Origin of the sequence: Xanthomonas sp. NCPPB 4467 (assembly GCF_041475665.2) — a bacterium.
Classification (GTDB): Bacteria; Pseudomonadota; Gammaproteobacteria; order Xanthomonadales; family Xanthomonadaceae; genus Xanthomonas; species Xanthomonas dyei.
This window is the reverse complement of record NZ_CM191260.1, coordinates 1,773,081-1,797,502: the sequence shown is the minus strand read 5'-3', so window position 1 is coordinate 1,797,502 and position 24,422 is coordinate 1,773,081. Positions and strand designations below refer to the sequence as shown.

Annotated in this window: 21 protein-coding genes and 1 other RNA gene; 19 read left to right on the top strand and 3 right to left on the bottom strand. The window is 65.1% G+C overall.

Features of this window, described 5'->3' with window-relative positions:
• Positions 1-103: 103 nt before the first annotated feature.
• The 17 genes from ACCQ06_RS07840 (at position 104) to ACCQ06_RS07760 (ending at position 12,947) form a co-directional block, all read left to right on the top strand.
• Positions 104-646: a shikimate kinase gene (locus ACCQ06_RS07840; protein WP_104614481.1), complete on the top strand. Its 543-nt coding sequence runs from the start codon at positions 104-106 to the stop codon at positions 644-646.
• Complete coding sequence (gene aroB / locus ACCQ06_RS07835) at positions 643-1,755, top strand: 3-dehydroquinate synthase (RefSeq protein WP_316691629.1); 1,113 nt, start codon at positions 643-645, stop codon at positions 1,753-1,755. The genes ACCQ06_RS07840 and aroB overlap by 4 nt, the downstream gene beginning before the upstream one ends.
• A 497-nt stretch (positions 1,756-2,252) precedes the next feature.
• Positions 2,253-2,504, top strand: a complete 252-nt coding sequence (locus tag ACCQ06_RS07830; RefSeq protein WP_039414382.1) for a WGR domain-containing protein — start codon at positions 2,253-2,255, stop codon at positions 2,502-2,504.
• Between the two features lie 13 nt (positions 2,505-2,517).
• Positions 2,518-3,582 (top strand): uroporphyrinogen decarboxylase, encoded by a 1,065-nt coding sequence (hemE, locus tag ACCQ06_RS07825; protein ID WP_316691628.1) that lies wholly within the window; start codon positions 2,518-2,520, stop codon positions 3,580-3,582.
• A 1,014-nt stretch (positions 3,583-4,596) separates the two neighbouring features.
• Positions 4,597-4,884 (top strand): RebB family R body protein, encoded by a 288-nt coding sequence (locus ACCQ06_RS07820; protein WP_104614478.1) that lies wholly within the window; start codon positions 4,597-4,599, stop codon positions 4,882-4,884.
• Positions 4,885-4,922: 38 nt separating this feature from the next.
• On the top strand, positions 4,923-5,192 hold the full coding sequence (locus ACCQ06_RS07815; protein ID WP_104614477.1) for a RebB family R body protein: 270 nt from the start codon (positions 4,923-4,925) through the stop codon (positions 5,190-5,192).
• Positions 5,193-5,222: 30 nt separating this feature from the next.
• On the top strand, positions 5,223-5,489 hold the full coding sequence (locus tag ACCQ06_RS07810; RefSeq protein ID WP_055849430.1) for a RebB family R body protein: 267 nt from the start codon (positions 5,223-5,225) through the stop codon (positions 5,487-5,489).
• Between the two features lie 52 nt (positions 5,490-5,541).
• The gene (locus tag ACCQ06_RS07805) at positions 5,542-5,820 is read left to right on the top strand and encodes a RebB family R body protein (RefSeq protein ID WP_104614476.1); all 279 of its coding nucleotides are present in this window, start codon (positions 5,542-5,544) and stop codon (positions 5,818-5,820) included.
• Positions 5,821-5,968: 148 nt separating this feature from the next.
• Positions 5,969-6,256: a hypothetical protein gene (locus tag ACCQ06_RS07800; RefSeq protein ID WP_316691627.1), complete on the top strand. Its 288-nt coding sequence runs from the start codon at positions 5,969-5,971 to the stop codon at positions 6,254-6,256.
• A 23-nt stretch (positions 6,257-6,279) separates the two neighbouring features.
• On the top strand, positions 6,280-6,525 hold the full coding sequence (locus tag ACCQ06_RS07795) for a RebB family R body protein (protein ID WP_372365414.1): 246 nt from the start codon (positions 6,280-6,282) through the stop codon (positions 6,523-6,525).
• A complete protein-coding gene (locus ACCQ06_RS07790; RefSeq protein WP_316691625.1) occupies positions 6,522-7,184 on the top strand; it encodes a RebB family R body protein in 663 nt (220 codons plus the stop codon). Before ACCQ06_RS07795 ends, ACCQ06_RS07790 begins: the two co-directional genes overlap by 4 nt.
• A gap of 79 nt (positions 7,185-7,263) precedes the next feature.
• Positions 7,264-7,611 carry a hypothetical protein gene (locus tag ACCQ06_RS07785; protein WP_104614593.1) on the top strand — a complete coding sequence of 116 codons (348 nt, stop codon included), beginning with the start codon at positions 7,264-7,266 and terminating at the stop codon, positions 7,609-7,611.
• A gap of 19 nt (positions 7,612-7,630) precedes the next feature.
• Positions 7,631-8,701: a hypothetical protein gene (locus tag ACCQ06_RS07780; RefSeq protein ID WP_316691624.1), complete on the top strand. Its 1,071-nt coding sequence runs from the start codon at positions 7,631-7,633 to the stop codon at positions 8,699-8,701.
• Positions 8,702-8,976: 275 nt separating this feature from the next.
• On the top strand, positions 8,977-9,330 hold the full coding sequence (locus tag ACCQ06_RS07775) for a hypothetical protein (protein WP_228324244.1): 354 nt from the start codon (positions 8,977-8,979) through the stop codon (positions 9,328-9,330).
• A gap of 4 nt (positions 9,331-9,334) precedes the next feature.
• Positions 9,335-10,393, top strand: coding sequence for an NUDIX domain-containing protein (locus ACCQ06_RS07770; protein WP_316691623.1), 1,059 nt, complete (start codon positions 9,335-9,337; stop codon positions 10,391-10,393).
• Positions 10,394-10,435: 42 nt separating this feature from the next.
• Positions 10,436-11,122 (top strand): glycoside hydrolase domain-containing protein, encoded by a 687-nt coding sequence (locus tag ACCQ06_RS07765; protein ID WP_228324242.1) that lies wholly within the window; start codon positions 10,436-10,438, stop codon positions 11,120-11,122.
• A 40-nt stretch (positions 11,123-11,162) separates the two neighbouring features.
• Positions 11,163-12,947: a hypothetical protein gene (locus ACCQ06_RS07760; RefSeq protein WP_316691622.1), complete on the top strand. Its 1,785-nt coding sequence runs from the start codon at positions 11,163-11,165 to the stop codon at positions 12,945-12,947.
• Here the strand turns inward: ACCQ06_RS07760 and ACCQ06_RS07755 are convergent.
• Entirely contained in the window at positions 12,944-14,815 is a 1,872-nt protein-coding gene (locus ACCQ06_RS07755) for a helix-turn-helix domain-containing protein (RefSeq protein WP_316691621.1), read from the bottom strand. The genes ACCQ06_RS07760 and ACCQ06_RS07755 overlap by 4 nt on opposite strands.
• A gap of 377 nt (positions 14,816-15,192) precedes the next feature.
• Between ACCQ06_RS07755 and mdtD the strand changes: the two genes are divergently transcribed.
• Positions 15,193-16,614 (top strand): multidrug transporter subunit MdtD, encoded by a 1,422-nt coding sequence (gene mdtD, locus ACCQ06_RS07750; RefSeq protein WP_316691620.1) that lies wholly within the window; start codon positions 15,193-15,195, stop codon positions 16,612-16,614.
• Positions 16,615-16,763: 149 nt separating this feature from the next.
• Positions 16,764-16,837, top strand: a non-coding RNA gene (locus ACCQ06_RS07745) — sX9 sRNA.
• 3 nt (positions 16,838-16,840) lie between these two features.
• Here the strand turns inward: ACCQ06_RS07745 and ACCQ06_RS07740 are convergent.
• A complete protein-coding gene (locus ACCQ06_RS07740; RefSeq protein WP_316692518.1) occupies positions 16,841-20,386 on the bottom strand; it encodes a hybrid sensor histidine kinase/response regulator in 3,546 nt (1,181 codons plus the stop codon).
• A 462-nt stretch (positions 20,387-20,848) separates the two neighbouring features.
• On the bottom strand, positions 20,849-24,397 hold the full coding sequence (locus ACCQ06_RS07735) for a sensor histidine kinase (protein ID WP_316691619.1): 3,549 nt from the start codon (positions 24,395-24,397) through the stop codon (positions 20,849-20,851).
• Positions 24,398-24,422 lie beyond the last annotated feature (25 nt).

Sequence of the window (24,422 nt, the reverse complement as noted above, 5' to 3'; positions counted from 1 at the left end):
CCTACGTGTTGTGGCAATCACCGGCTCTGCGTGGGCCGCACCGATGAGCCGCGTCGAGCCGCCCGATACGCGAGTGCGAAGGCGAATGCTACGATCCCTGCGCATGAACCCCGCACCCAATCTCGTGATGATCGGCCCGATGGGCGCCGGAAAAAGCTGCATCGGCCGCCGCCTGGCCGAGCGCTTCGGGCTGGAGTTCGTGGATGTGGATCAGGCCATTGTCGAACACGTGGGCAGCAGCATCCCGGCGATCTTCGAACAACATGGCGAAGCGCACTTTCGGCAGCAGGAAGCCCAGACCTTGCAGACGCTGCTGCAACAGGACAACAAACTCATTTCCACCGGTGGCGGCGCAGTGCTGGATCCGCTCAACCGCGCGCGGATTCGTGAGCGCGGGTTTGTGGTCTATCTGCACGTGAGCGTGCCGGCGCAACTCACCCGGCTGGCGCGCGACCGCAATCGCCCGCTGCTGCAGCGTGCCGACCGCGAGCAGGTGCTGCACGCGATGGCCGCGCATCGCACTCCGCTGTATCAGGAGGTTGCCGACCTCACCCTGGAAACCGATCATTTCTCCCCCGCCGAGGCCACCGCGCAGCTGGTGCTGCGCCTGGCTGCGCAATGGCGCATGTCGAGTACCCCCGCATGACACTTCCCCGTTCCTCGCGCAGCGTCGATGTCGACGGTGCGCAGCCGTACACCATCACCATTGCGCCTGGCCTGCTGGCCGATGGCGCGCGCCTGGCCAGCCATGTGCGCGGCCGTCACGTGCTGCTGCTCAGCGACACGCAGGTGGCGCCGCACTATGCGGCCGGCGTGCGCAGCGCGCTGCTGCAGGCGCGCCCGGACCTGCAACTGGGCGAGCTGGTGATCGCCGCCGGCGAAGCCTCCAAGACGCTGGACAACTTCGGCGCCGCCATCACCGCGCTGGCCGAACTGGGCGCCACGCGCGATGCCTGCGTGTTCGCGCTCGGCGGCGGCGTGGTCGGCGACCTGGCCGGCTTCGCCGCCGCCTGCTGGATGCGTGGCGTGGACTGCGTGCAGCTGCCCACCAGCCTGCTGGCGATGGTGGATTCGTCGGTCGGCGGCAAGACCGCGGTGGATATCCCGCAGGGCAAGAACCTGGTCGGCGCCTTCCATCCACCACGCGCGGTGATCGCCGATACCGACACCCTGCTCACCCTGCCCGCCCGCGAACTGCGCGCCGGCCTGGCCGAGGTGATCAAGTACGGCGCCATCCGCGACCCGCTGTTCTTCCAGTGGCTGCACGCCGAATGCCGCGCCTTGCTCGACAGCGATGCGGCGGCGCTGGCACAGGCCATCGCCCGCAGCTGCGAACACAAGGCCGAGATCGTGGCGCGCGACCCGCTGGAAAAGGGCGAGCGCGCCCTGCTCAACCTGGGCCACACCTTCGGCCACGCCATCGAAACCGAGCAAGGCTATGGCGCGCCCGGCAACGACAACCTCAACCATGGCGAAGCGGTGGCGGTAGGCATGGTGCTGGCCGCGCGCCTGTCGGCCGCGCTGGGTATGAGCGAGGCACAGGACACCGACGCACTGCGCACCCTGCTGCAGGAGTTCGACCTGCCCACCGAGATCCCGCCCGGCCTGTCGCCCGAGTCCCTGCTGGGGCGCATGCGCCTGGACAAGAAGAACGTCGCCGGCCGCCTGCGCCTGGTGCTGTGGCGCGGCATCGGCAAGGCCGAAGTGGTGCCCGATGTGGACGAGGCGGCGGTGCTGCGGATTCTGGCGGGGTGAGGCCGTGATGGTGGGTTGAGGTGAGCGTTTGTCGGTTGAGATGGAGGTTGGCCGGTCGATGTTGACCTTCGCCGGTCGACGGTGGGTTGCGACCTGCCGGGCTTCGATGACCTTGGCCGATTGAGATTGCACCTGGCCGGCTGAGAGTGAGGTCAGCCAGACAGGGCGGGCACGGATTGCGAGACAGCTACGCAACACCACCGTCGATCGCCGCCCCGGACCCCGGCACTCACTGGTCCGACAGCCCCCTGCGCCCGTAGGAGCGCACCTGGGCGCGACGGGCCTCACCGGTCAACCCCGTTCGCGCCCGAGTGCGCTCCTACGGAGCGTGTGCACACTGCGGCGCGTGCAACGCGAAGCGTCGGTTGCGTAGGAGCGGATCAGCGCGCGCGGGCTTTCCCGACAGCCACACTGGACCTGATGAAGCTTCGTAACCGGAGCAGCGCGGCGCGCCCACTGCCCCCAGCCTTCAGCACTGCCCGGCTACAATCGGGCGCATGCGCATCCTCCTGCAACACGATTCCGGCGGCAACGAGCCGCTCCGCTACGTCCAGCTGACCCTGCAACCGGACCTGTTCGGTGGCTGGGAACTGCTGCGCGAAAGCGGCCAGATCGGTGGGCGCACGCAACTGCGACGCGACCAGTACCTGCTGCAGGACGAGGCCGACCGGGCGTTCGAAAAGGCCCGCGACACCCAACTCAAACGCGGCTTCCAACTCATCACCGGCGGCGCCGACGCGCCGCGCTGAGGACACATCTCCCATGCTCAAGAACGATCGTCTGCTGCGCGCCCTCAACCGTCAGCCCGTGGACCGCACGCCCGTGTGGTTGATGCGCCAGGCGGGCCGCTACTTACCGGAATACCGCGCCACCCGCGCGCGCGCCGGCAGCTTCCTGGGCATGGCCAAGAACCCGGATATCGCCTGCGAAGTGACCTTGCAGCCACTGGCGCGGTTTCCGCTGGACGCGGCGATCCTGTTCTCCGACATCCTCACCATCCCCGATGCGATGGGCCTGGAGCTTTACTTCGTCGAAGGCGAAGGCCCCAAGTTCCGTCACCCGGTGCGCGATGCCGCCGCCATCCATCGCCTGGGCGTGCCGGACATGGAAACCGAGCTGCGCTACGTGATGGACGCGGTGCGCCTGATCCGCCGTGAGCTGGACGGCGCGGTGCCGCTGATCGGCTTCTCCGGCAGCCCATGGACGCTGGCCTGCTACATGATCGAAGGCGGCGGCAGCAAGGAATACGCGCGCATCAAGGCGATGGCCTTCAATGCTCCGGACGTGCTGCACCACCTGCTCAGCACGGTGACCGATGCGGTGATTGCCTACCTGTCCGCACAACGTGCGGCCGGTGCGCAGGCGCTGCAGGTGTTCGACACCTGGGGCGGCGTGCTGTCGCCGGCGATGTACCGCGAATTTTCGCTGCCCTACCTCACCCGCATCGCGCGTGAGCTCGAACGCGGCGACGGCGCGCAGCGCACTCCGCTGGTGTTGTTCGGCAAGGGCAACGGCGCCTACGTGGCCGACCTGGCCGCCAGCGGTGCCGAAGCGGTGGGTGTGGACTGGACCATCTCGCTGGCCGACGCCGCCCAGCGCGCCGGCGGCCGCGTTGCCCTGCAGGGCAACCTGGACCCGGCCACCCTGTACGGCTCGCCCGAAGCGATCCGCAGCGAAGTCGGCAAGACCCTGGAAAGCTACGCGCAGGGCAACGGCGGCTCACGCGAGGGTCACGTGTTCAACCTCGGCCACGGCATGTCGCCGGATATGAATCCCGACCATGTCGGCGTACTGGTGGAAGCGGTGCAGAGCCTGAGCAAGCGCTGATGCTAGGGGTGATCGACAGCGCCGTCATCTGCTGTCGATCACCGCTTGACGGTGCGCGCACGCGGTTGGTTCGCGTAGCGCTTGATGTGTCTTGCCCGCGCGAGCAAATGGCTGGTCGGGGAAGCGAAAAACACAGGTTTGGCACCCAGCAAGATGCTGGCGCAAGCGTGGTATCCGCGCGCTGAGCCAGCGGTGAGACAAGCGGGTGGAACGTCGCAGCTGCTGCGTGCACACCCCACTGTCATCCATCTCTTCCATCGTCGATTTGAGGCACCACTCTGTGCCCACACATACCGTGTGGATTGACGTAAACCCAACGCATCGCGCATGACCGCGCATACCGGGCCAGAGCGCGCAGATAGCGCGCGTCGCGCAGACACGACCCGGCATCTGCACTCGCACCCAATGAGGTATTGGTCAATCACAGGCTCGCAGCGCTCGCACTGGCAAAGCAACGGACGCAAACCCTGCTCATCACTGGCAGCGCACCACCAACCATGGATGCGTCTCACGCATAAAGCCGAATCCTGCGTCGATGGCAAGCCAACACGCGCGCATTAGCAGACTCAGCCGCAGCCAGCCATCGACACGCATCTGATCGTCCGGCACACATCGGAAACGCGATCGCGCGCACAACATGCAGCGCTTGGCGCAGCCAGAGCCATCAAGCGAAAAAACGTTCAAAGATCATCGCGACTGCCAACTACCGCGCCCTCATCGTTTCTGCATGGATTTAATGCAAACCGCATCGCGATTTACCGCTGAACGCGCGGCAAGATTCGATAAAAGCGGTATTAAGTCAGGTGCAGCGCTAAAGCAGCGCCGCATTCACGTCGTTAACCCCGTGATTGCCATCGTTAACCCCAATTCCCCAAACCGATGGCGCTCTATTGTGGCGACACGGTGATGCGGTGGCACCGCAGCATTCTCTCGACAGGCCAACGATCTGCCAAACCTCGACACCGTCGCGTTTTTCAAGCACTCCAACCGTCATTCAATTCCAAGGAGAAAAACATGGCATTTCCCACCGCCGTCAACGACCAGATCACCGACTCCGTCACACAAGCCAATACCAAGGTATTGGGCGATGCACCGGCCATTGCCATGGGCAATCTGTACCAGGCCACCGCACAAGCGTTGGCGAATGCCGCGCACAACGCGACCAATGCGCAGCAGCAAAGTTACGTCACCGCACAGTCAGCCACCACGATGGGGGTCGCCACGCTCTACTCCATCGATACCGCCACTACCGGAGTGGCGACCAAGGAGATCCTGAGCACCGGCGTCAAAGGCCTGGGCTGAGTTAATCGCATCGACCCCTGAACCATAAGGAGCAAGAAATGGCATTCCCGACCGCAGTCAATAGCCAAATCACCGATTCCGTTACCCAGGTCAATACCAAGGTGCTGGGCGACGCGCCCGCGATCGCCATGGGCAATTTGTATCAGGCAACCGCGCAAGCGCTCGCAAACGCTGCCCACAACGCGACCAACGCGCAGCAGCAGAGCTATGTCACCGCGCAGTCGGCCACCACCATGGGCGTGGCGATGCTGTACTCCATCGACACCGCCACCACCGGTGTGACCACCAAGCAGATCCTGAGCGTTTAATCGCCAGGCTGACGCCAAGGACATTCGCGCATGGCATTTCCCACCGCCGTCAACGACCAGATTACCGACTCGGTCACCCAGGCCAACCTGCAGGTACTGGGAAGCTCCCCTGCCGCAGCCATGGGCAATCTGTACCAGGCCACCGCGCAGGCGTTGGCAAACGCAGCCCACAACGCAACGCTCGCGCAACAGCAGATGTACATCACCGCACAAGCGGCGACCACGATGGGTGTTTCGCTGCTGTATTCGCTCGATACCGGCGCCACGGGCGCCGCCACCAAGAAGATGCTCGGCTAACCGCTAACGCCGCAGCGTCTTCCTTCTTTCACTACCTCAAGGAGCTATCACCATGGCCTTTCCGACTGCCGTCAACAGCCAGATCACCGATTCGGTTTCCCAGGTCAACACCAAGGTCCTCGGCGATGCGCCGGCGATCGCAATGGGCAACCTGTTCGTTGCCACCAGCCAGGCGCTGTCCAACGCCGCCCACAACGCCACCAACAACCAGCAGCAGTCCTACGTGACGATGCAGGCATCGACGACCCAGGGTGTGTCCACCTTGTATGCGATCGACACCGCGTCCGATGGCGTCGCCACCCGGGAAATCCTGAGCGCCGGGCTTCGGTAAGCGGCAACCGGGCGCCGCTGCCGCCACAAGAGCGGCGCCCGGTCTGCACTGCCATTGCCGCTCTGACCTAACCCTTGGACGCATCGAGAAAGGACGCATCATGTTGCAACTACATCATGTCCCCACGTCCAACACACTGGACGTGGTTGTGAGACTGATCAGAGGCCGCACCATTGTGGCGACGTTCGCGCCGCACCAGAAAGCGGTGATGAACATCGAGTTCGACGGCATCCTGCCGGTGATTCCCGGCGTTGAGCCCTTGGTCTACCGCCAGCAGTCGGACAGCGTGATCGACGTGCCGTACGGCAATTTCGCACTCCTCGAACGCGTACACAACGGCGTGGCCTTGCAGTACGCGTGCAAACACGAGCCACAGACCAGCGTCCTGTTCGCGGCATCGGTCAGCGTTGCCCAGCGCAGGCCGTTGTTGGCCTAGCACGCAAACGCCAGCGCACGGTCATGCAGCCCAGTGCAGGTGCCGCAAGCGTGGCCAGCCTGGTCGGCACTGCCGCCACGGGCGCGGCGCTGACCATCGGGCAGGCCCCGGCTTTTGCAATGGGCGCGACGTATCTGGCGCTAGCGGACTCGATCGCACTGGCGATGGAAAACGCCGTCGCCGGCCAGCAACGCGGACAGGTGCTTGCCGATGCCGCCCTCACCCAGATTCTTGCCTTAATCATCCAGAAGGGAGCGACTTCGTCATGATCGACGACAGTACCGTGAACAGCCAGATCGTCGACGCCGTCAGCAGCATCGTGACGCTGACCACCGGTCAGGCACCTGCGCAGGCGCTCGGCATGCTCGATGCCGTGATGCTGGAGACGCTGGGCATGGCGATGCACAACGCGGTCAACCGGCAGCAGGGCGCCGGCATGATCAATGCCGCAGCGATCACCGCGGCTTGCGCCAAGATGATTTCCGCACCGTTCCCGGTTCCGGCGCCGCTGCCACCGGCACCACCTGGTCCTGCGCCGACGGTTGCGCCATTGCCAGGCCCGCCTCCCTCACCGCCTGCGCCGGCAGCGCTGATCGCGGCCGCCGCTGCGGAAGCCAAGGTGGCCGTCGATGTGCTGAAAACGCAGGCGCAGGGCGCGTCGGCAAACGCGGCGACCGCAACCGCCGACCTGATGCAAGTGCATGCGCTGAGCGTGCCGCCCCCTCTGCCCATCAGTCCTCCCGCCACCGGCGCCGGCCCAGATCATGCTGCCACTTCTGATGCTTCTGCTGCTGCACCCACAGCTGCACTCGCAACTCCAGCCACTGGCGCAGCCTCTGGTGCTCCTGCATCTGCACCTGCTGCTTCTGATGCATCTCCATCTAGCGCTGCATCTCCATCTACATCTACGCCATCTGTGCAGTCATAGACCGTCTGCGCAGATGGCGTGCTTCTCCTCTATCACCAGGCCTGATTGAAAGGCCGCAGATCCTTCCATGGGAACCAAGATGGAACCGACAAAGGTCAATGCGCAGGTCATCGACGTCATCAACCAGGTGCAGCTTGCGACCATGAGCCCGCAGGTCGTACTGACCAGCGGGGCCGGTAAGGCCTATCAATCGGTGGCGCAATCGACTGCCATCGCAGTACAGGACGCCACCGACGCACTGCGCAATGTCTCGACCATCGCGACCACCGCGGTCGGCGTGGCGATGGCGCAATACCTGGCCACCGGCGACGAAAAATATGTTGTCGCGCTCGTCCAGGCGCAGGCACTGATGCAGGGCGCCACCGACGACTTCGCCAGGATCGGTTCGGCGGCAGGGCTGGTGCTGAAGAATTTCCCCGCTGGTTGAATCCACAAGGAGTCATGCAATGTCCGTTTCGATCGCAGGCCGCCTGATCTCGATGCCAAGGATGTTGTCGTCACTGGGCAGGCAGGCCATGGCGTTTATTGATGGAGGCACGCAATGGCTGGACTGGGCGATCCAGTCGCCCGGCGCGCGCTATGACTTCCCCGACGAGACCAGCTTGCTCGACGAGGTGCAGCAAGGTCTGCATGGCTCGCGCCTGACCTTGCTGCCGCAGCTGGCGCTGAAGGTCAGCCCGGTCAAGCTGATGACCTTGAGCCCGGCCGACCTGGGCACGCTCGCGCAGGCAGAATCCGGCGATACCGGGTCGGTGGTCAAGGCGCAGCTGCAGCGCATTTTTCACGACAACGCCTTGTTTACCGCAAGCGACCTGGCCGCAGGCCGTAGTCTTCTGACGCAGTTGAAGGTCGACGGCGCCGGGGTGTTCCAGTCGCTGGACCTGGAGGAAAGCCTGGCGCTGCGCCAACTGGCCGCCGAAGCGCCGCCAGCCAACGTGACGCCTGCGCTGCAGCAGGAGGCCGCCGCATTCGCCATCGAGCAGGCGCGCACACCGCTGGAATTTTGCGATTACTACCGCTTCTATCTGGCCTGCACCGCCACGCTCGCCACTGAGGACGAGCGCGCGCTTGCCGCGTCCTCGGCACTGCAGACACTGCTGCCGCTGCTGTTCACTGCCCTGGATTGCCCACAAGTGCAGGGGCTGCCCTCGCCCAACGAGGTCGCAATGAGCGTTGCCGAATGGCTGGCGCGCGGTCGCCAGATCGGCTTTGCGCGGTTATCGCTGGCCGCCCAACAGATCGTCCAACACACCCGCTACCAGGGCGGCGGCGACAACCAGGCAGCGAGCGATGCAATCCGCCTCTACATGCAGTCTGCACAGGCATTCCTGGCGGCCAACCGGCCCAGCCATGGCGTGCTGGGCCAGGATGGCAACAGCTGCGTGTTCGCCATCCATAACGACAGCCTGGCTGCGTTGCTGCAGGTCAACAACGGCGTTATTTCGCTCCGCGATTTCGGTACCGCACCCGCGTCCAGCAATGGGTCGTACGAGGCGGATGCGGAGGCTACTCAGTGAGCACACCGGCCCCGCGCCTCGATGCAACTGACGAGGCCGCACCGACGACCAGCGCCGCCGACGCGGCCCGCGATGCGGTACACGCAGGTCGCGCAGCGGCCCTGGCGGCCGCACGCCAGGGCAGGACGCAGGCCGAACACGCACTGGGCGAGATGCTGCGCGCGCTTGCAGCGCAGCGCCCGCCTGATACCGCATCGCTGCCGGCACCGATACGGCAGCAGCGAATCAATGACGTTGCCCCGCTCCACTGCGCTTCCACTTCAGGAGACACCGACATGTCCGACGACACCCTTCCGACCCCATCAGCCACGACCGCTACAGCGCCGACCACAAGCACTGCGCAACCGTCCGCGCCGTCGGCAATCGAGGCCGCGCTGCAGGCAGCGCAAGCTCAGGTCGAACAGGCAATAGCCGCCAGCGACAAGGCCGTACAGGCCGCGATGCAGGCCGCAAACGCCGCCGTCGCCGACAACGAGCAGGCGGCTTATGCATCCCGTCAGGCATTGCAGCAGGCCGATGAAGCCGCAACCGCTGCCGTTGCCGCCGCGCAGCAACAGGCCGAGCAGGCGATGGCCGCGACAGTGGCGGCAACGCAGACGGCCGCAGGATCGCCATCGAACGGAGGCTGAGGCCATGCAGGTCTATGCCGCGTTATGGGATGAAGCGGGCACCTATCTGATCGCACGCAAACGCTGTTTCAACAACTGGTGGGGGGATCACTCCGCACCGGTGTTGGCGGCGGAAGCGGTTGCCCTGTTGTGCAAGATCACTGCGAATGCAGCCGGTGCCAGCCCACCCTTTGCAGAGGCCGACTGGGACAGTGCTCGAAACTGCCTGCGAGGGGCGTGGCTAGCCGCCAACGGCCTACGGGAGAAAGATGCAGCCTATATCGGCGCAGCGCAGGCACTCGGTCTTGCATACCAGAATGCCTGCACCGACAGTCCAAGTTGCGATGTGGTCACCGACAAGGCCATGGAGGGCGCCGGCCACCTGCTCAGGGTGAAATTCGGGCCGAGCTCATCTCGTGCAAGGGCAGGCGAATCGCTGGAATCGAAAATCAAAGGCGCCGGCAGCGATCCTCTGCAATGGAACGCTGCATGTGTGGATGCCGACACGCTGGTACGCGACATGCGGGAATGGGCCCGGCAAAAACCGTTGGCAATCGTGAACCAGGCTGGCCAGTGGTCGCTGCCTGGCGGCGGTCTCAATCCCGGGGAATCTGCCGAGCAGGCGGCACGGCGCGAATTTACCGAGGAAACCGGCTTCGCTCTTGAAAATCCCGCCGACTTTTTGCGGGATCTCGACATCGAACTGAAGGATCCCGGCGGGAACGCGTTCCAGCTGGTGCGTTTCAAGAGCACGGCGGCGCTCGACGGCATCGTGGATGTCATCAATCGGGCGATCAGGTCGCGAGTCGGCGCCAATCGACCGAACGCAAGTGCGGTGTGCGATTGGGAGATCGCGTCGGTGCAACGCATCGATCGATCGCAACTGACCCACTACCTCGGCGTCCACCAGCCGTTGGCACCGCAGACCATCGAGGAAGGCGCCTACGTCAGCGCAAAACTCGCTTATCCACCTAAGCCAGGCCCGCCCTATCCAACCACTCGTGACGACACTTGGCCGCGAAGAGAAAGCCAGGCAATTGGTTGGTACGCACAAATGGCCACGCATCTGCAGACATCTCCCTGATTCCGATCTCGATGCTTCCTCCCCTCGACGCGGAGTTTCACCATGACCTTCCACACCGGCTTCGACACCGACCGCTTTCCGGGCCTGCCCGCGCTGGCCTGGCTGAAGACAAATACCAGCCTTGCCTGGTGCGGCTATTACCTCGCACCCGCGCCCAGCCATGCCGACACCGGCTGGATGGGGTGGCGACCGACGCTGGTCGCCAATGGCTGGGGATTGGCACCGGTCTATCTGGGCCAGCAGACCACGGGCCCAGGCGCGCACGTCGTCACCGCCGAGCAGGGCGGCATCGACGGCGCGCAGGCCGCCGCGTTGGCCGGCAGCGAAGAATTTCCAACTGGCGCCACCGTCTACCTGGACTGGGAGGACGGCAGCCGCCCCGGCGCCGCTGCGATCGCCTACATCCGCGCCTGGATCGCCGCACTGGCTGACGCCGGTTATTCCCCAGGGCTGTATTGCTCGCATGCGCTGGCAGCGGATCTGGTGGCCGATCTGATGCCTGGGCCGAGTCCGCAGATCTGGGCCTGGCGTGTCGCGACCGTCGGCAGGCACCCCTATGCCGGCGACATTCGCACGCTGACGGCATCAGATCCGGCCGGCTGCGGCGATGCGCACGCGGCACTCTGGCAGTTCGAGCAGGACGCAGTGCTGTCGCTGCCCGGAACGCCCTGCGATGGTCTGGAAGTCGACCTGAGTCATGCAGCCGTCGCGGATCCGAGCGCGCCGTGAGCACAGATTTTTTCCACAGGTTCGCAGACAAGGCCAAGCCATGAAGGAATCTCCCGAACAAGAAGACCTGCGCCGTGCGATCAGCGGCGAGCTGACCAAGCGGATCAACGACGCTGCGCGCTATCCCAACGTGCGCTCGGCAGTGATCCAGGCGTTGGGCAGCATCCAGGATCGGATCGCAATTCTGTGCATCGAGTTACGCGAACGTTTCATGCTGCGCGCCGACCAACCGCTGGCCCGTTTCTACATCAAGGGTGGCAATGCGTTCACCGCCTGCATGGATCTGCTGCAGGGACACGACCAGCATCTGTTCGACTCGGGAAGCTCGGACTGGGACACGCAGGTGGCGATCGACCCCTGGCTTCCCGGCGCCGTGCAGGATGCGCTGCATGCAGAGATCGAAGACATCGTCGTCGATGAAATGAGAAAGGCCGGCGTGCTCATCGCGTTCGAGCTCAGCCTGCTTGCGCCTAACGCGTCGCCGTTGGCACAGCAGGTCTACCCCATTCCACGTGCCCAATGGCCCCCGCACACCACCGACGTGGGGTGTTTGCTCAAGTGCGACGAGCCGCAAACCTTTCGCCGTGTCTTCGACCGCGACCGCACCGGCTTGTCTGCCTACAGCGGTGTGGAAATCGCCAAACCCGGCGAGCGCGGTATGCCCTCCCCACCGGGTATCGTGCTGAACGATGGGATCAAGCCCTTTGTTCTCTATCGACTGGGCTACACCTGGCAAGCCACGCTGATCGAAGGCTACCCCGACCACATCGTTTCGCAGCCGGCCAGTCCACGCGGCATCCTGATGGAACTGATCGATGTCAGCGTGCCACGCCGCGATACGATCGAGGCAATCGCGATCTGGTCGGAAATAGGCAACGGGCACCTGACCATCGCCACCGCCGCCGGCCAGCAGGAACGCTGGCAATTGCCGCTGCCGGATCTGGACTACCATCTGCGCGAGAATCTGATGATGTTGTGCGAGATCGCCAGCGATCCGTTGGCACTCGGTGCGCACAAGGAAGCAAAGCGCCGCGAGCGCGTCGCTGCAATTTACGCCTGGTACGCATCCACCGCTCAGCTGGCGCATTTTCAGAGCGTGCTCGCCGGGATGGCCGGCAGACACGTAGGCGCGTTGGGCGACGATGCCGCCACGCTGGTCAACGCGTTGATGGCGTCGGTGCGCACACGCACCACGCAGGCGGCGCCGGACTATGCCAATGGACAGCCGACCGACGCCACGCGCGCGCGCATTCTTGCCGCACGCCACGGCACCGGCACCCTGCTCACGTTGCTGTCCGGTGCGTTCACCGCGCCGGTGCTGCTCTCGGCCGCCTTCAGCGACGACCTGCTGTTGATGAACACCCTCGCACAAAGCCCGTCTCTGGCCGTCGATCAGCTGCACTTTTCCGGCGTGGACATGGCAGCGGTTGCACGGGTCAGCTACAAACAGCTGCAGGCACTGGACATTGCCGCATTCGCGCACTCTGTGGGAGGTTGGCTTGGCGAGGACGTCCAGGTTCTGGCCCAACCGCACAACACGCCGCGCGTGGGAGGCATCAGCTACGAATGCACACTGGTGGTGTTCGTCAATGCCAAACAGCCACCGTTCGAAAAAACCGCCCTGGCGTTTTTGACCCTCACCACTGCCACGGACGCGCAGGCGCCGTTCCACTCCGGCCCGGCCGGTCAAGGCAGCGCTTACGCAGCGCTGCTGGATATCAACGGCCAGCGCAAGGCGGCTGCGGCGCTGGTCGAAGAGTTCGTGCTGCGTGAACGGCTGTCCAAACAGCACGATGCCATCAAAACCCTGTTGCCTCAGGCTTAAACCGGAGACACATCTCCTTGTCCGCGCGCGTTGCGAAACGCGCGCGGACTCACCCCCACCAACCGTCGAAAGCTCTTTTCGAAATGACTCAAGTCCCCGAAGCCGACCTTCAGCGCCACTTCGGTCACACGCAGTTTTTGCTCGCGCTGCAGCAGATCCTTGGCCTTCTCGATACGGAGCTGCTGCAGCAGCGGCTTGAACGTGGTGCCCAGCTCCTCGCGGAACAGAAAGCCCAGATGCGACTGACTGACGTGCGCCTGCTTGGCCAGATCGCCCAGGGTCAGCGGCTCTGCATAGTGTTCGCCAAGATGCACCAGGGCGCGCCGCAGCGCGTCGTGCAAGGTGGCAAGGCGTTGGCCTGGGCGATGCGGAAGGCCGTCAATCCAATCGACAGGGGCTGCCGGTAGCGTGGGCGCAACTGGGCGATCGTCCGGCTGCGATGGCACTGAGCTCGCGACACGCTGCTGTGCTTGCAGCAGGCTTGCGGCCAGGACAGGCGCATGCCGCTGAAGATCGACGATCTGGACCGGCCTGCCTGCGGTCATGACCGCCAGGCGCAGCACCACCCGCTCCAGCTCCTGCAGGTTTTCGGGCCACGAATAATTCGTCAGGGCATCCATCAGCGTGTCAGTCACCCAGTGCCGGGAATCGAGGCCGTGCCGTGCCAGGATGCGTTCGAGATGAAACGCGATGTCCGGCAACCGCTCGCACAACGCGGCAAGCTCGATCGATAGCACATCGAGTTGCGACAACAGCGCACGCGAGAAACGCCCCGCGCGCACGCACTCTGACAGATCGGCAGTGGTGGAGGCGATCACCCGGGTGAAGACATCGGCACCCGAGGCGCGCCAGTGGCCGTGCCGGTCCCGAAGACACCGAGCCAACTGACGCTGCAGCGCTGCATCGAGCGCGTCCACCCCTTGCAGGAACAGCGTTCCGCCGGCCGCGCGCTCGAACCATGCCAACGGGTCGCCATCAGGATCGTCGCAATCCACCACAACGAACGGCCCGTTCTGCCAAGGCCCGTTTGCATGCAGCAAGATGGCCACCTCATCATTCTCGGTGCCGAAGTCCCCCCTCACGATCGCCGGCAAGCGACTGTCTGCAGCACGCTCGACGAACGCGTCGACCATCCACACCTGCTCGCACACGCCTACTACAAGCGATGGTCGATCGAGTCGATTTTCCGCCCAGGCACGCGCGGCATCGCGCTGCATCAGATAGGCACAGCACTTTGCGATCCGTTGACACAGCGTCACCGCCTGCGTGCTCATCCCGTCTTGGGCCGGCGTCACTTTCAGGGTGCCGAGAACGCGATGGGCATACTGGACCGGAAAGCAGCGCGCGATCGCCATCTGCTCGCTTGCCAGATCGGGCGAATGCGCATCGCTGTCCTGCGCGCCGACAAACGCGCATGCTGCACCGTTCAAGAGCCCGCTCTGGGCCAGTTCCGCGGCAATCTTTTCGAGCATCGTTGCGATGGAATCGCCCGGAAGATAGGCGTGCTGTACTACATCGAAGACCTGCTTTTGCATTGATAGTCCGACCTGATGACTGGCGCGCTCAGAAGGCGGCCATACCCAAGTCGCGCCATCCCTGACCAGACCGTCGGCAATACTCCAAGCAATGATTCCGCTCTTCGGGAAAATCCAACACGTCCCTGGCTTCCCGCTCGATCGATCCATCGCACAGTGGGATGAACCTCGCTTGCGCTTACCAGACCCGTTGGAGGCACCGAGCAGTCGCCGGCGAATCAGACGTTTGTTGCAAGCCACCTGCGGCATTAACACGCCGCCTGACGGCTGTCCCGGCGATTGGTGATTGGTGGCCGACTCCGTCGTCCATTGGGTGAGGTGGGTCTCATTCATTACCGCTGCAGCGACCACGGATGGCCTGCGGCGACGGGCTCAAGCAGACATCCTTGCAAGCGAGCAGGCTCTCCCCGGCGACCGGACGATGCCGGCCCAGGCGTCGGGGCGTGACCTCATGCACTCTTTCAGACGCAGCGATGCAGCGCCGTACCGCAAGGCGTCCGCCCCGGCACCGTGCAGGGACATGCGTGTGGCGCGGCCGTGTCAGCACCGCGGTAACGCTTCTGCCGATCTTTCGATGGTCGGCGCGCCGAACACGTTTGATCAACCAGCCGTCCACATTCGGATCACATGCGCACGCCGTTGCGCGTTTCTGCACAGCGACGCTGAGACAATTCGCGGTCTTTCCGATGGACATCCCGATGGCGATTCCAATGCCCCCTCCGGTCCCCGTCCCGCGCGCCTACGCCAGCATCAAACCGCTGTTGTGGCTGGTGTCGCTGGCGATCTTCATGCAGATGCTGGATGCGACCATCGTCAATACGGCATTGCCGTCGATGGCGCGCAGCCTGCACGAGAGTCCGCTACAGATGCAGTCGGTGGTTTTCAGCTACGCGCTGGCGGTGGCGATGTTCATCCCGGCATCGGGCTGGATCGCAGATCGCGTCGGGACACGGCGTACCTTTCTGGCCGCGATCGTCGTGTTCACGCTGGGCTCGTTGCTGTGCGCAGCAGCGCAACAGCTGCCGCAGCTGGTGGGCGCGCGCATCGTGCAAGGCATCGGTGGTGCGATGTTGTTGCCAGTGGGCCGGCTGGCGGTGCTCAAGACGGTGGCGCGCGAGGACTTCCTGCGCGCCATGAGTTTTATCGCGATCCCCGCGCTGATCGGCCCGCTGATCGGCCCGACGCTGGGCGGTTGGCTGGTGGAAGTGGCGTCCTGGCACTGGGTGTTCTTGATCAACCTGCCGATCGGCATCATCGGCTTCATCGCTGCGTTGAAGATCATGCCGGACCACTACGGCGATGCGCGCAGGCGCTTCGATCTGGTCGGCTATCTGATGCTCGCGGTCGGCATGGTGGCGTTGTCGCTGGCGCTGGATGGTATTTCCGAACTCGGCCTGCAGCATGCGTTTGTGATGTTGCTGGCGATCGGCGGGCTGGCTGCGCTGGCCGGTTACTGGTTGCATGCCGGCAATACCGGCAACGCGCTGTTTCCGTTGGCGCTGTTCAAGGTGGCCAGTTATCGCATCGGCATCCTGGGCAACCTGTTCGCGCGCGTCGGCAGTGGCTCGATGCCGTTCTTGATTCCGTTGTTGCTGCAGGTGGGCCTGGAGATGAGCCCGATGAATGCCGGGCTGATGATGGTGCCGGTGGCGCTGGCCGGCATGGCCGCAAAACGCGCTGCGGTGAAGCTGGTCGGGCGCTTCGGCTACCGCACCACCTTGATGATCAATACCGTGCTGGTGGGGCTGGCGATGGCAAGCTTCGCACTGATCGATGTGGGTCAGCCGCTGTGGCTGCGGCTGCTGCAGCTGGCCTGCTTCGGCGGCGTCAATTCGCTGCAATTTACCGTCATGAATACCGTCACCCTGCGCGACCTGGATCGCGATCAGGCCAGCCCGGGCAATAGCCTGTTGTCGATGGTGATGATGTTGGCGACCGGTTTTGGCGCGGCGGCGGCGGGCAGCCTGCTGGCCGCCTTCAACACCCATCTGGGCGGTACGCACGGCGCCACTGCGGCACTGCATGCCACCTTCCTGTGCGTGGGTGGCATCACGCTGACGTCGACGCTGATCTTCTGGCAGCTGGCCGATACACGTCCGCATCCCAGGGACGTGGAAGCGGTGGCTGAGTAACGCGTCGCACGCTTCGATCAGGCGCTATGCCGCGCCTGGCGTGCGAGCCGTGCGTGGCACCGGCGCCCTCAGTGGTCGGCAGCGCCAAGGGCAGCCACCAAGACGACTGTACTCCCAGCCAGGCGGGCGCGGCCGGTGCTCGGTGCGGCATGGACCATGCGTGCGTTCCGGTTCCTGCGCGCCGTCGCACCCAGCTGGCGACTGCTCGCTAGGTTTTTTAGCTGCTCTAGATGTCCTGGCGCGTGCGGCCCCGTCGCAATGCATCGGCAATGGTGTCGGCCAACATGTCACCGGTCAGCGGCTTGCGCAGGAAGCTGTCGAAGCCGGCCTCCTTGGCGGTGGGTTCGGCGGCTTCATCGGAGCGCGCGGTCACCGCAATCAGCGGCATCTCGTAGCCGAACACGCGCAATTGCCGCGCCAGTGCGAACCCGTCCAGCCCGGGCAGATCCAGGTCCAGCAGTGCCAGGTCGAACGTATTGTCGGCAGCTTCGGTCAATGCGGCCAGACCGTGCGGCGCATGCACCACCGAGTGGCCCTGCGAGCGCAGCAGGCCGACGATGACCTCGGCGATGGTCGGGTCGTCCTCCACCAGCAGGACGCGCTGCGGCGCAATGGTCGCGCTGGCACGCGTCACTTCACCACTCAGCGCAGCGTTGGAGGTCACCCAGCGCAGCGGCAGGTCCACGACAAATCGCGTCCCGGCGCCGAGACGGCTGATCACTTCGATATGCCCACCCATCGCCAGCGCCAGTTCCTGGCAGATCGCAAGACCCAGACCGCTGCCGCCGTAGCGCGAGGTGGTCTTGGCGCCATCGCCCTGCTCGAACCGCTGGAACAGCCGTGCCTTCTGATCGGCATTGATGCCCGGGCCGGTATCGGCGACTTCAAAGCGCAGGCCCTGATACGACCCCAGCGTGGTCAGCTTCAAACCGACCACACCGCGCTCGGTGAACTTGATCGCGTTGCTGAGCAGATTGAGCAGAATCTGGCGGATGCGGGTGGGATCGCCGCTGGCGGTGATATCGCCCAACAGGCCGACGTCCAGGCTGAAACGCAGGCCGCGTTCCTGCGCCAGCGGCGCCATCAGCGCCTCCACCTCGGCCACCAACTGACGCACCGAGAACGGCTGCAGATCCAGCTCAAGGCGCCCGGATTCGATGCGCGCCAGATCCAGCGCATCGTTGACCAATCGCAGCAGATGCGCACCCGCGCGCCGGATCGATTCGGTATAGCTGCGTTGCGTGTGATCGAGCTGGGTCTTGAGCAGCAGCTCGCTCATGCCCATCACGCCGGTCATCGGTGTGCGGACTTCATGCCCCAGCGTGGCCAGAAAGCGGGTCTTTGCCAGCGACGCCTGCTCGGCCAACTCCTGCTTGTGCACCGCCAACTGCCAGGCATTCAAGCGGCGCAATCGTCGGCGATACAACAACACCACCGCCACAACCACGCACACCGCCAAGGTGACCAGCAACACCAGCCCCCACGGACTACGCCACCACGGCGGCAGGACCTGAAATTTGAGTGTCTGGCTCGCCGACCAGATGCCGTCGGCGGTACGCCCCTGCACTTCCAGCGTGTAGTCCCCCGGCGGCAGCCGCGAGAACAGACGCTCACCGCTGGGGCCGACATCGATCCAGTCCGGGTCGTAGCCGCTCAGCCGGAAGCGGTAGCTGGACGACTCCGGGTGGGTAAAGGTGGGCATGCGCGCCACGATGTGCAGGTCGCGGTCGTCGTCCTGCATCCTCAACGGCTCTTGGCCGGTGATATCCAGCCCACGTTCGCCTCGCCGCAAGCCGACGCGTTCGATCAGCAAGGGCGGCCTGCGGGTGTTGGGGCGCATGGCAGTGGGATCGAACACCACAACGCCGTCGGGCGACCCTGCAACGATCTGCCCGCCCGTTGCCTGCACCAGGGTATTGGGCTGCAATTGCGGGCTGGGAAGCCCGTCGTGCACCCCATACACCCGCACCAGCTTGCTGCCGGGATCGATACGGATCAAGCCGCGCTGGCTCGACACCCAGGCCACGCCCTTGGCATCGACCACCAACCCGTTCGGCGCCACCATCGGGAATTCCTGATCTTTCCCCACCGTGTCCAGATGCTTGAGCTGCCGACCATCCCAGAGGTAGCGCCGTATCTGCCCCGTCAAGCCGATCCAGACGATGTTGCCTTCAGCAAGACGAAAGACCTGCGTTGGCAGCGTTGGCGCGCCGCGCACCGGCACAAACCGGTCGGCCGCCGGATCCCAGCGCCGCAACCCGGCATTGTTGGCAAGCCAGATCTGTCCATCCGGACCCGCGCGGATGTCGAGAATGGTCAACGCTTCCAGCCCATGACTGCCTTCGACGATGGTCCGAAGCAATTGCCCTTCCTCGCTTCTGATCTGCAGCCCCTGCTGCACAACGGTGACCCACAGTCGCCCCTGCGCATCCTCGGCCATGCGACCTGCCCGCTCCAGGGATGCATCGGCATCGACATTGCTGCCCAACTGCCAGCGTTTGACCTGGCGCGAGCGCGGGTCATAGCGCACCAATTCGGCGTGGACCCCAATCCAGACGTAGCCGGCCCGGCTTTCGAGCATGTAGTCCGCGGCAACGTATTTGCCGATCTTGGGCCGCTCTTGCCGCAGGTTCCCGGTCGCCGGGTCGAGGTATTCCAGCACGCCTTTTGTGCCCGTCAACCAGATGCCGCCAGAGGCCGCCGGCGTCGTTGCCGTGATGGAGGGATTGGCCGGCGACTGCAGCGCGTTGCTATGGTGCGACAGCACGGCAAACATGTCCCAGTGGGGAGGCAGGTGCCACAAGCCTCCTTCAAGCGCGGCAAACCACAATCCACCTTCGCGGTCTTCGTATGCGGCGATCCAGTTCCGCTTGACCAGGCCGTGTGCCGAAAAGCTGTAGATCGGCACGTTACGAATGTCTTTCCCTGAAAACGCCAAGCCGATGCCACCGTTGGCGTCCAGCCAGTACCGCCCACCACGATCGTGCAGCAGCACGCCCAGGATGCGTTGCTTGTGCGAGATGTCGCGCCATGGCTGGGGACGGGCCTGACCATCGGCCTTCATCCCGAAAAAGTCGCCGGTAAGATCCGACACCCACAGTGTGTCGCCGCTACGCTCCAGGTACAGCCGATTGACGGCCTGGGAGCTGCCGGGAAGCGCCACACGTTCTAGACGCGTGCCGTTCCAGCGTGCGAGCCCGCCGGGAGTGCCCATCCACAACGTCCCGTCCGGTGCCACCTCGAACCCCGTGACGCTGTCAGCCGGCAGGCTCGTGTCGTCGCCCGGCACAGAGGTGAATCGCTGCACGCTGCCATCGGGGCGCCGCCGATACAGACCATGGGTTGCGGTGCCCAGCCAGATGTCGCCGTTCGGGGTCTGCGCCAACGCCCACACCGTGATTTCGCGCAATTCCGGAAACTGCGGGCTCTCCAACGGCGTGAAGATGCGCGTCTTGTTCTCCAGGAAACCGGCACCGCCGTTCTCGAAGCCCATCCACACCCGATTGTCGTCGCTGACACAAACCGTCCAGACCGCATTGCTGGGCAGCCCTTCTTCCATGCGCCAGATGCGGAAGTTGCGCCCGTCGAATCGGGCCAGACCATCATCGCTGGCAAGCCAGAGATAGCCCTGCTTGTCTTCGGCGAGTTCGCTGATGGTCTCCGACGGTAGCCCATCCGCAAGCGTGATCTGGGTAGGCACCGGAGTGACCGGTGCCCGTGCTGCCAGTGCGGGTGACACGGTCGTGCATAAGCCAAGCGACAGCAAGACCATCAACCAATGGAGAACAGATAAAAAAAGGCGCACTGGACACGTTTCACGACAAGTCGCCGCATAGTGCGGGCCGCGCGCTGCGCGGGCAAGCCCAAGCGACCTCAAGCGATCGCTCCGGCAGCGCCAGCAAATCGATCGCAACGCCGTGGCTACCGGCTACCGGCACCAGGGTGTCTAGCCCACGCAGGATGGGCACCATGGTCATTTGACCAGATTGCAGCATCGCCAGCGGCACCCGCACCGCAAGGCCATGGGCTCAAGCTTCGGCGAACTGCCGTTGCCCGGCAGATCACAAGGCTTGCGTGGCCGGGTTGGCATACCCGTGGCGCGCGCTGCCAGGCAGCGTTGATGTGCGGCCCACTGCCCGCATGCCCATCCCGATGCGGGCCACCTCCAGTGCATCGTTGCCATCTCCGTCATGGCACTGAAGCAGGCCGTGCGCGGTGAGCGCTGTGCGCCAGCTCAGCCTGGCATAGGCATGGACTGGTCGCGCGCGCGCGCCGTTGCGCATGCCGCCGCAATCGCATCGATCAACATGTCGGCCGTCACCGGTTTGCGCAGGAATCCATCGAAACCGGCGATCTGCGCCTGGCGTTCGGCATCGCCATCGGCACGTGCGGTGACGGCCAGCAACGGGAAGCCGTGACCGAGCCGGCGCAGTTGCGAGGCCAGCGCGAAGCCGTCCAGGCCCGGCAGATCCAGATCCAGCAACGCGACATCGAAGCCGCCATCGACCGCTTCGGACAATGCCGCCAGACCGTGTGCGGCATGCACCACGCGATGGCCGCGCCCGATCAACAGCCCGCTGATCACGTCGGCCACGGTCGGATCGTCTTCCACCAGCAAGATGCGCAGCGGCGCGCCGGCCAGCGTGCGTGGTTCGCCCGCAGCACTGCGCGGGGCCGACCGATCGATCGGCAACGGCAGATCCACGGTGAACTGGGTGCCAACGCCGAGTCGGCTGCGGACACGGATCTGGCCCTTCATCGCCACCGTCAGTTCCTGGCAGATCGCCAGCCCCAAGCCGCTGCCGCCATAGCGCGCGCTGGTACGCGCGCCTTCGCCCTGTTCGAAGCGTTGAAACAGACGCTTCTGCTGCTCGGGCCCGATGCCGGGACCGGAGTCGCGCACCTTGAAGCGCAGGCAGTCGCCGTGCCGGCTGACGGAAAGCCCTACTTCACCGCGTTCGGCGAACTTGATCGCATTGCCAAGCAGGTTGATCAGAATCTGCCGCACCCGCGTGGCGTCGCCCATCACCGACAGATCGGCGGGCAACTGATTGCGGTAATGAAACCGCAGCCCACGCGCCTCGACGATGGGGTGCATGAAGTCGGCCAGTTCCTGGGTCAGCTGCGATGGATCGAACGGCTGCTGCACCAATTCCAGCTTGCCCGCTTCGATCCGTGCCAGATCCAGCGCATCGTTGACCAGCCGCAGCAGATGCGCACCGGCCTTGCGGATCGCATCGACGTGGCTGCGCTGTTTCGCATCCAGCGGCGTAGCCAGCAGCAGCTCGCTCATGCCCAGCACACCGGTCATCGGCGTGCGCACCTCATGCCCCAGCGTGGCCAGAAAGTGCGACTTGGCGATCGAAGCCTGCTCGGCAAGTTGCTGGCGCTGCTGCGCCAGCACCCACTCCTGCTGACGCCGCACGCGTCGCCGCCAGCCCCACACGCCCAGGCAAAGCAGCAGCACGCCCAACAGCACCGCAACCAGTTGCGCCGGCGTACTCAGCCACCACGGCGGACGCACCTGCAGGTGCAGCGAGGGTGCGGCGATCCAGTTGCCGTCGCCGGCACGCGCCTGCACGTCGATGCGGTAGTCGCCCGGCGGCAGCCGCGACATCACACGTTCGCCGGTGGCGCCCTGCTCCACCCACCCCGCGTCGTAACCCTCCACACGGTAGCGATAGCGTGCCGAGGCAGGATCGACGAACGACAGCAACCGCGCGCTGATGCGTAGATCGCGATCGCGTGCCTGCAGCACGATCGTCTCTTTGTGCGGCAGTAGCTGCAGACGCTCGGCATCGTTGCGGCGGACCTGCACCGATTCGATCACCAACCGCGCCACCGGTGCCGGTGCAAAGGGCTGCGCGGGATCGAACAACACGATGCCGCTGGTGGTCAGTGCCAGCACCTGCCCGCTGGTGCCGACCACCGGTGGGCGCATCGAAAATTCGCTGTCCGGCAGGCCGTCGCGCTGCCCGAACATGCGCACCTGCGGTTGCCCGCGCCGGTAGGCGTACAGGCCGCGCGAGGTGGTCGCCCAGACAGTGTCCGTGCCGCCAAGCGCCAGTCCGCGAATCTCGGTGGAGGGCATACCCTGCGCGTGGCCCACCCGCTCAAGCAACTGCGCATTGGCACCATCCCAGCGGTAGCGCTCGATCGCCCCAGGCCGCCCGGCCCAGAACTCGCGCGGCGACACGAACGCCAACGCATAGACTTCAGGCGCAGCGTCGGCGCCGCCGATCACCTTGCGAAAGCGCTCGCCCTGCCAGACCCACAGCCCATCGCCGGCGGCCACCCATGCCGAGCCATCCGGGCGCACGAGCAGTTGCTGCACCATGCCGCCCACTTCGCTGAGGTCGGTACCGAAGCGAAAGGTTGCCAGCAGGCGGCCATCCGCCGCACGCCGCTGCACGCCGCCTTCGACGATCGACAACCAGAACTCGCCATCGATGCCCGGCGTCATCAGTTCCACGCGACGCGCATCGGAGGTGTCGATCTGCATCGCCAGCGCATGTTTTTCTCCGGTCTTGGGCTGATAGCGCGTCACCCCCTTCTGCAGCGCCACCCACAGGCTGCCATCGCCGGCCGGTAGCACCGACTGCACGCTGCCGCCTCCCAGCACATCGCTGTGCAGCACGGGGACGATCTCGCCTTGATCGCCGACGCGATACACCCCTTCGCCGGTCGTCACCAGGAAGCTGTCGCCGTCGGCGGCTGCGTTCATCAGGTACAGGCTTTCCAGCGGCTTTCCTTGCGCCTGCAGGATCGTGGAGAAGCGCCGCCAATCCGGCGGCAGATAGGCCAGGCCCTGCGAAATCAGCCCCAGCCACACACCGCCCTGACGGTCCTGCATCACATCGAGCACGCCACTGTGCGCGGTGAGAAAGCCGCTGCCCCGATCGCCCTCCATGACGCGTAGTTTGGTTTCGCCCGGCGCAACGCGGAAAAACCCATCGGCCGCACCCACCCAGTAACCGCCATGCACGTCGTGCACCACGCTGCCGGCACGCACGCTGGAAGCTCCTTTCCAGGGCGCAGGTTCAAGCACGCCGGCCGGGGTCACCCGATACAGGCCTTTGCCGCTTCCCACCCACAGCGTGCCATCGGGATCCTTGCTGAGCTTTAACACCATCGCGCTCAGGCGGTCCGGCGCGACGCGCACGAAGCGCTCGCCGTCGCGCATCACCAGCCCGCCAGCGGTCCCGATCCACAACCGGCCGCGCGCATCGGTGAGCATGCTCATGATGGTGTCGCTGGGCAGCCCGTCCGCTGCGTCGGGGGTGGCACGGAAGACCGTGATGCGGCCATTTTCCTCGCGGCGGCACAAGCCACCGCTGCTGCTTCCGATCCACAGCGCACCCTGCGCCTGCGCCAGCGCCCAGACCTGCCCGCCACAGGCTTGCGCAACGTCCGGAAAGGTCGTGAATGCCGCACGGTCCGCATCCAGCATGCTCAGTGGCGAGTCGTTGACGCCCAACCACACCCGGTCGCGATCGTCGACCAGGAGCGTTTCCACCTCGTTGCCGGGAATCGAGCGGGCATTGTGCGGGTCGTGTTGCCATACCTGCAGGCCGATACCGTAATGACGCGCCAGGCCGTCGCTGGTGGCCGCCCAGACATAGCCCTGCCGATCCTGCGCCAGTGCCAGCACCATGCGCGAAGGCAGACCTTCGCTCGGGCCGAACCGGCGCATCCGCGGCGTCTCGATCTGGTTCACCGCCGCTGCCTCCACGCCGATCAACAGCGCCACGACAGCAAGCACGGACAGCACTACCTGTTTCATCGTCATCCTTGTCCCAGCCACCTGC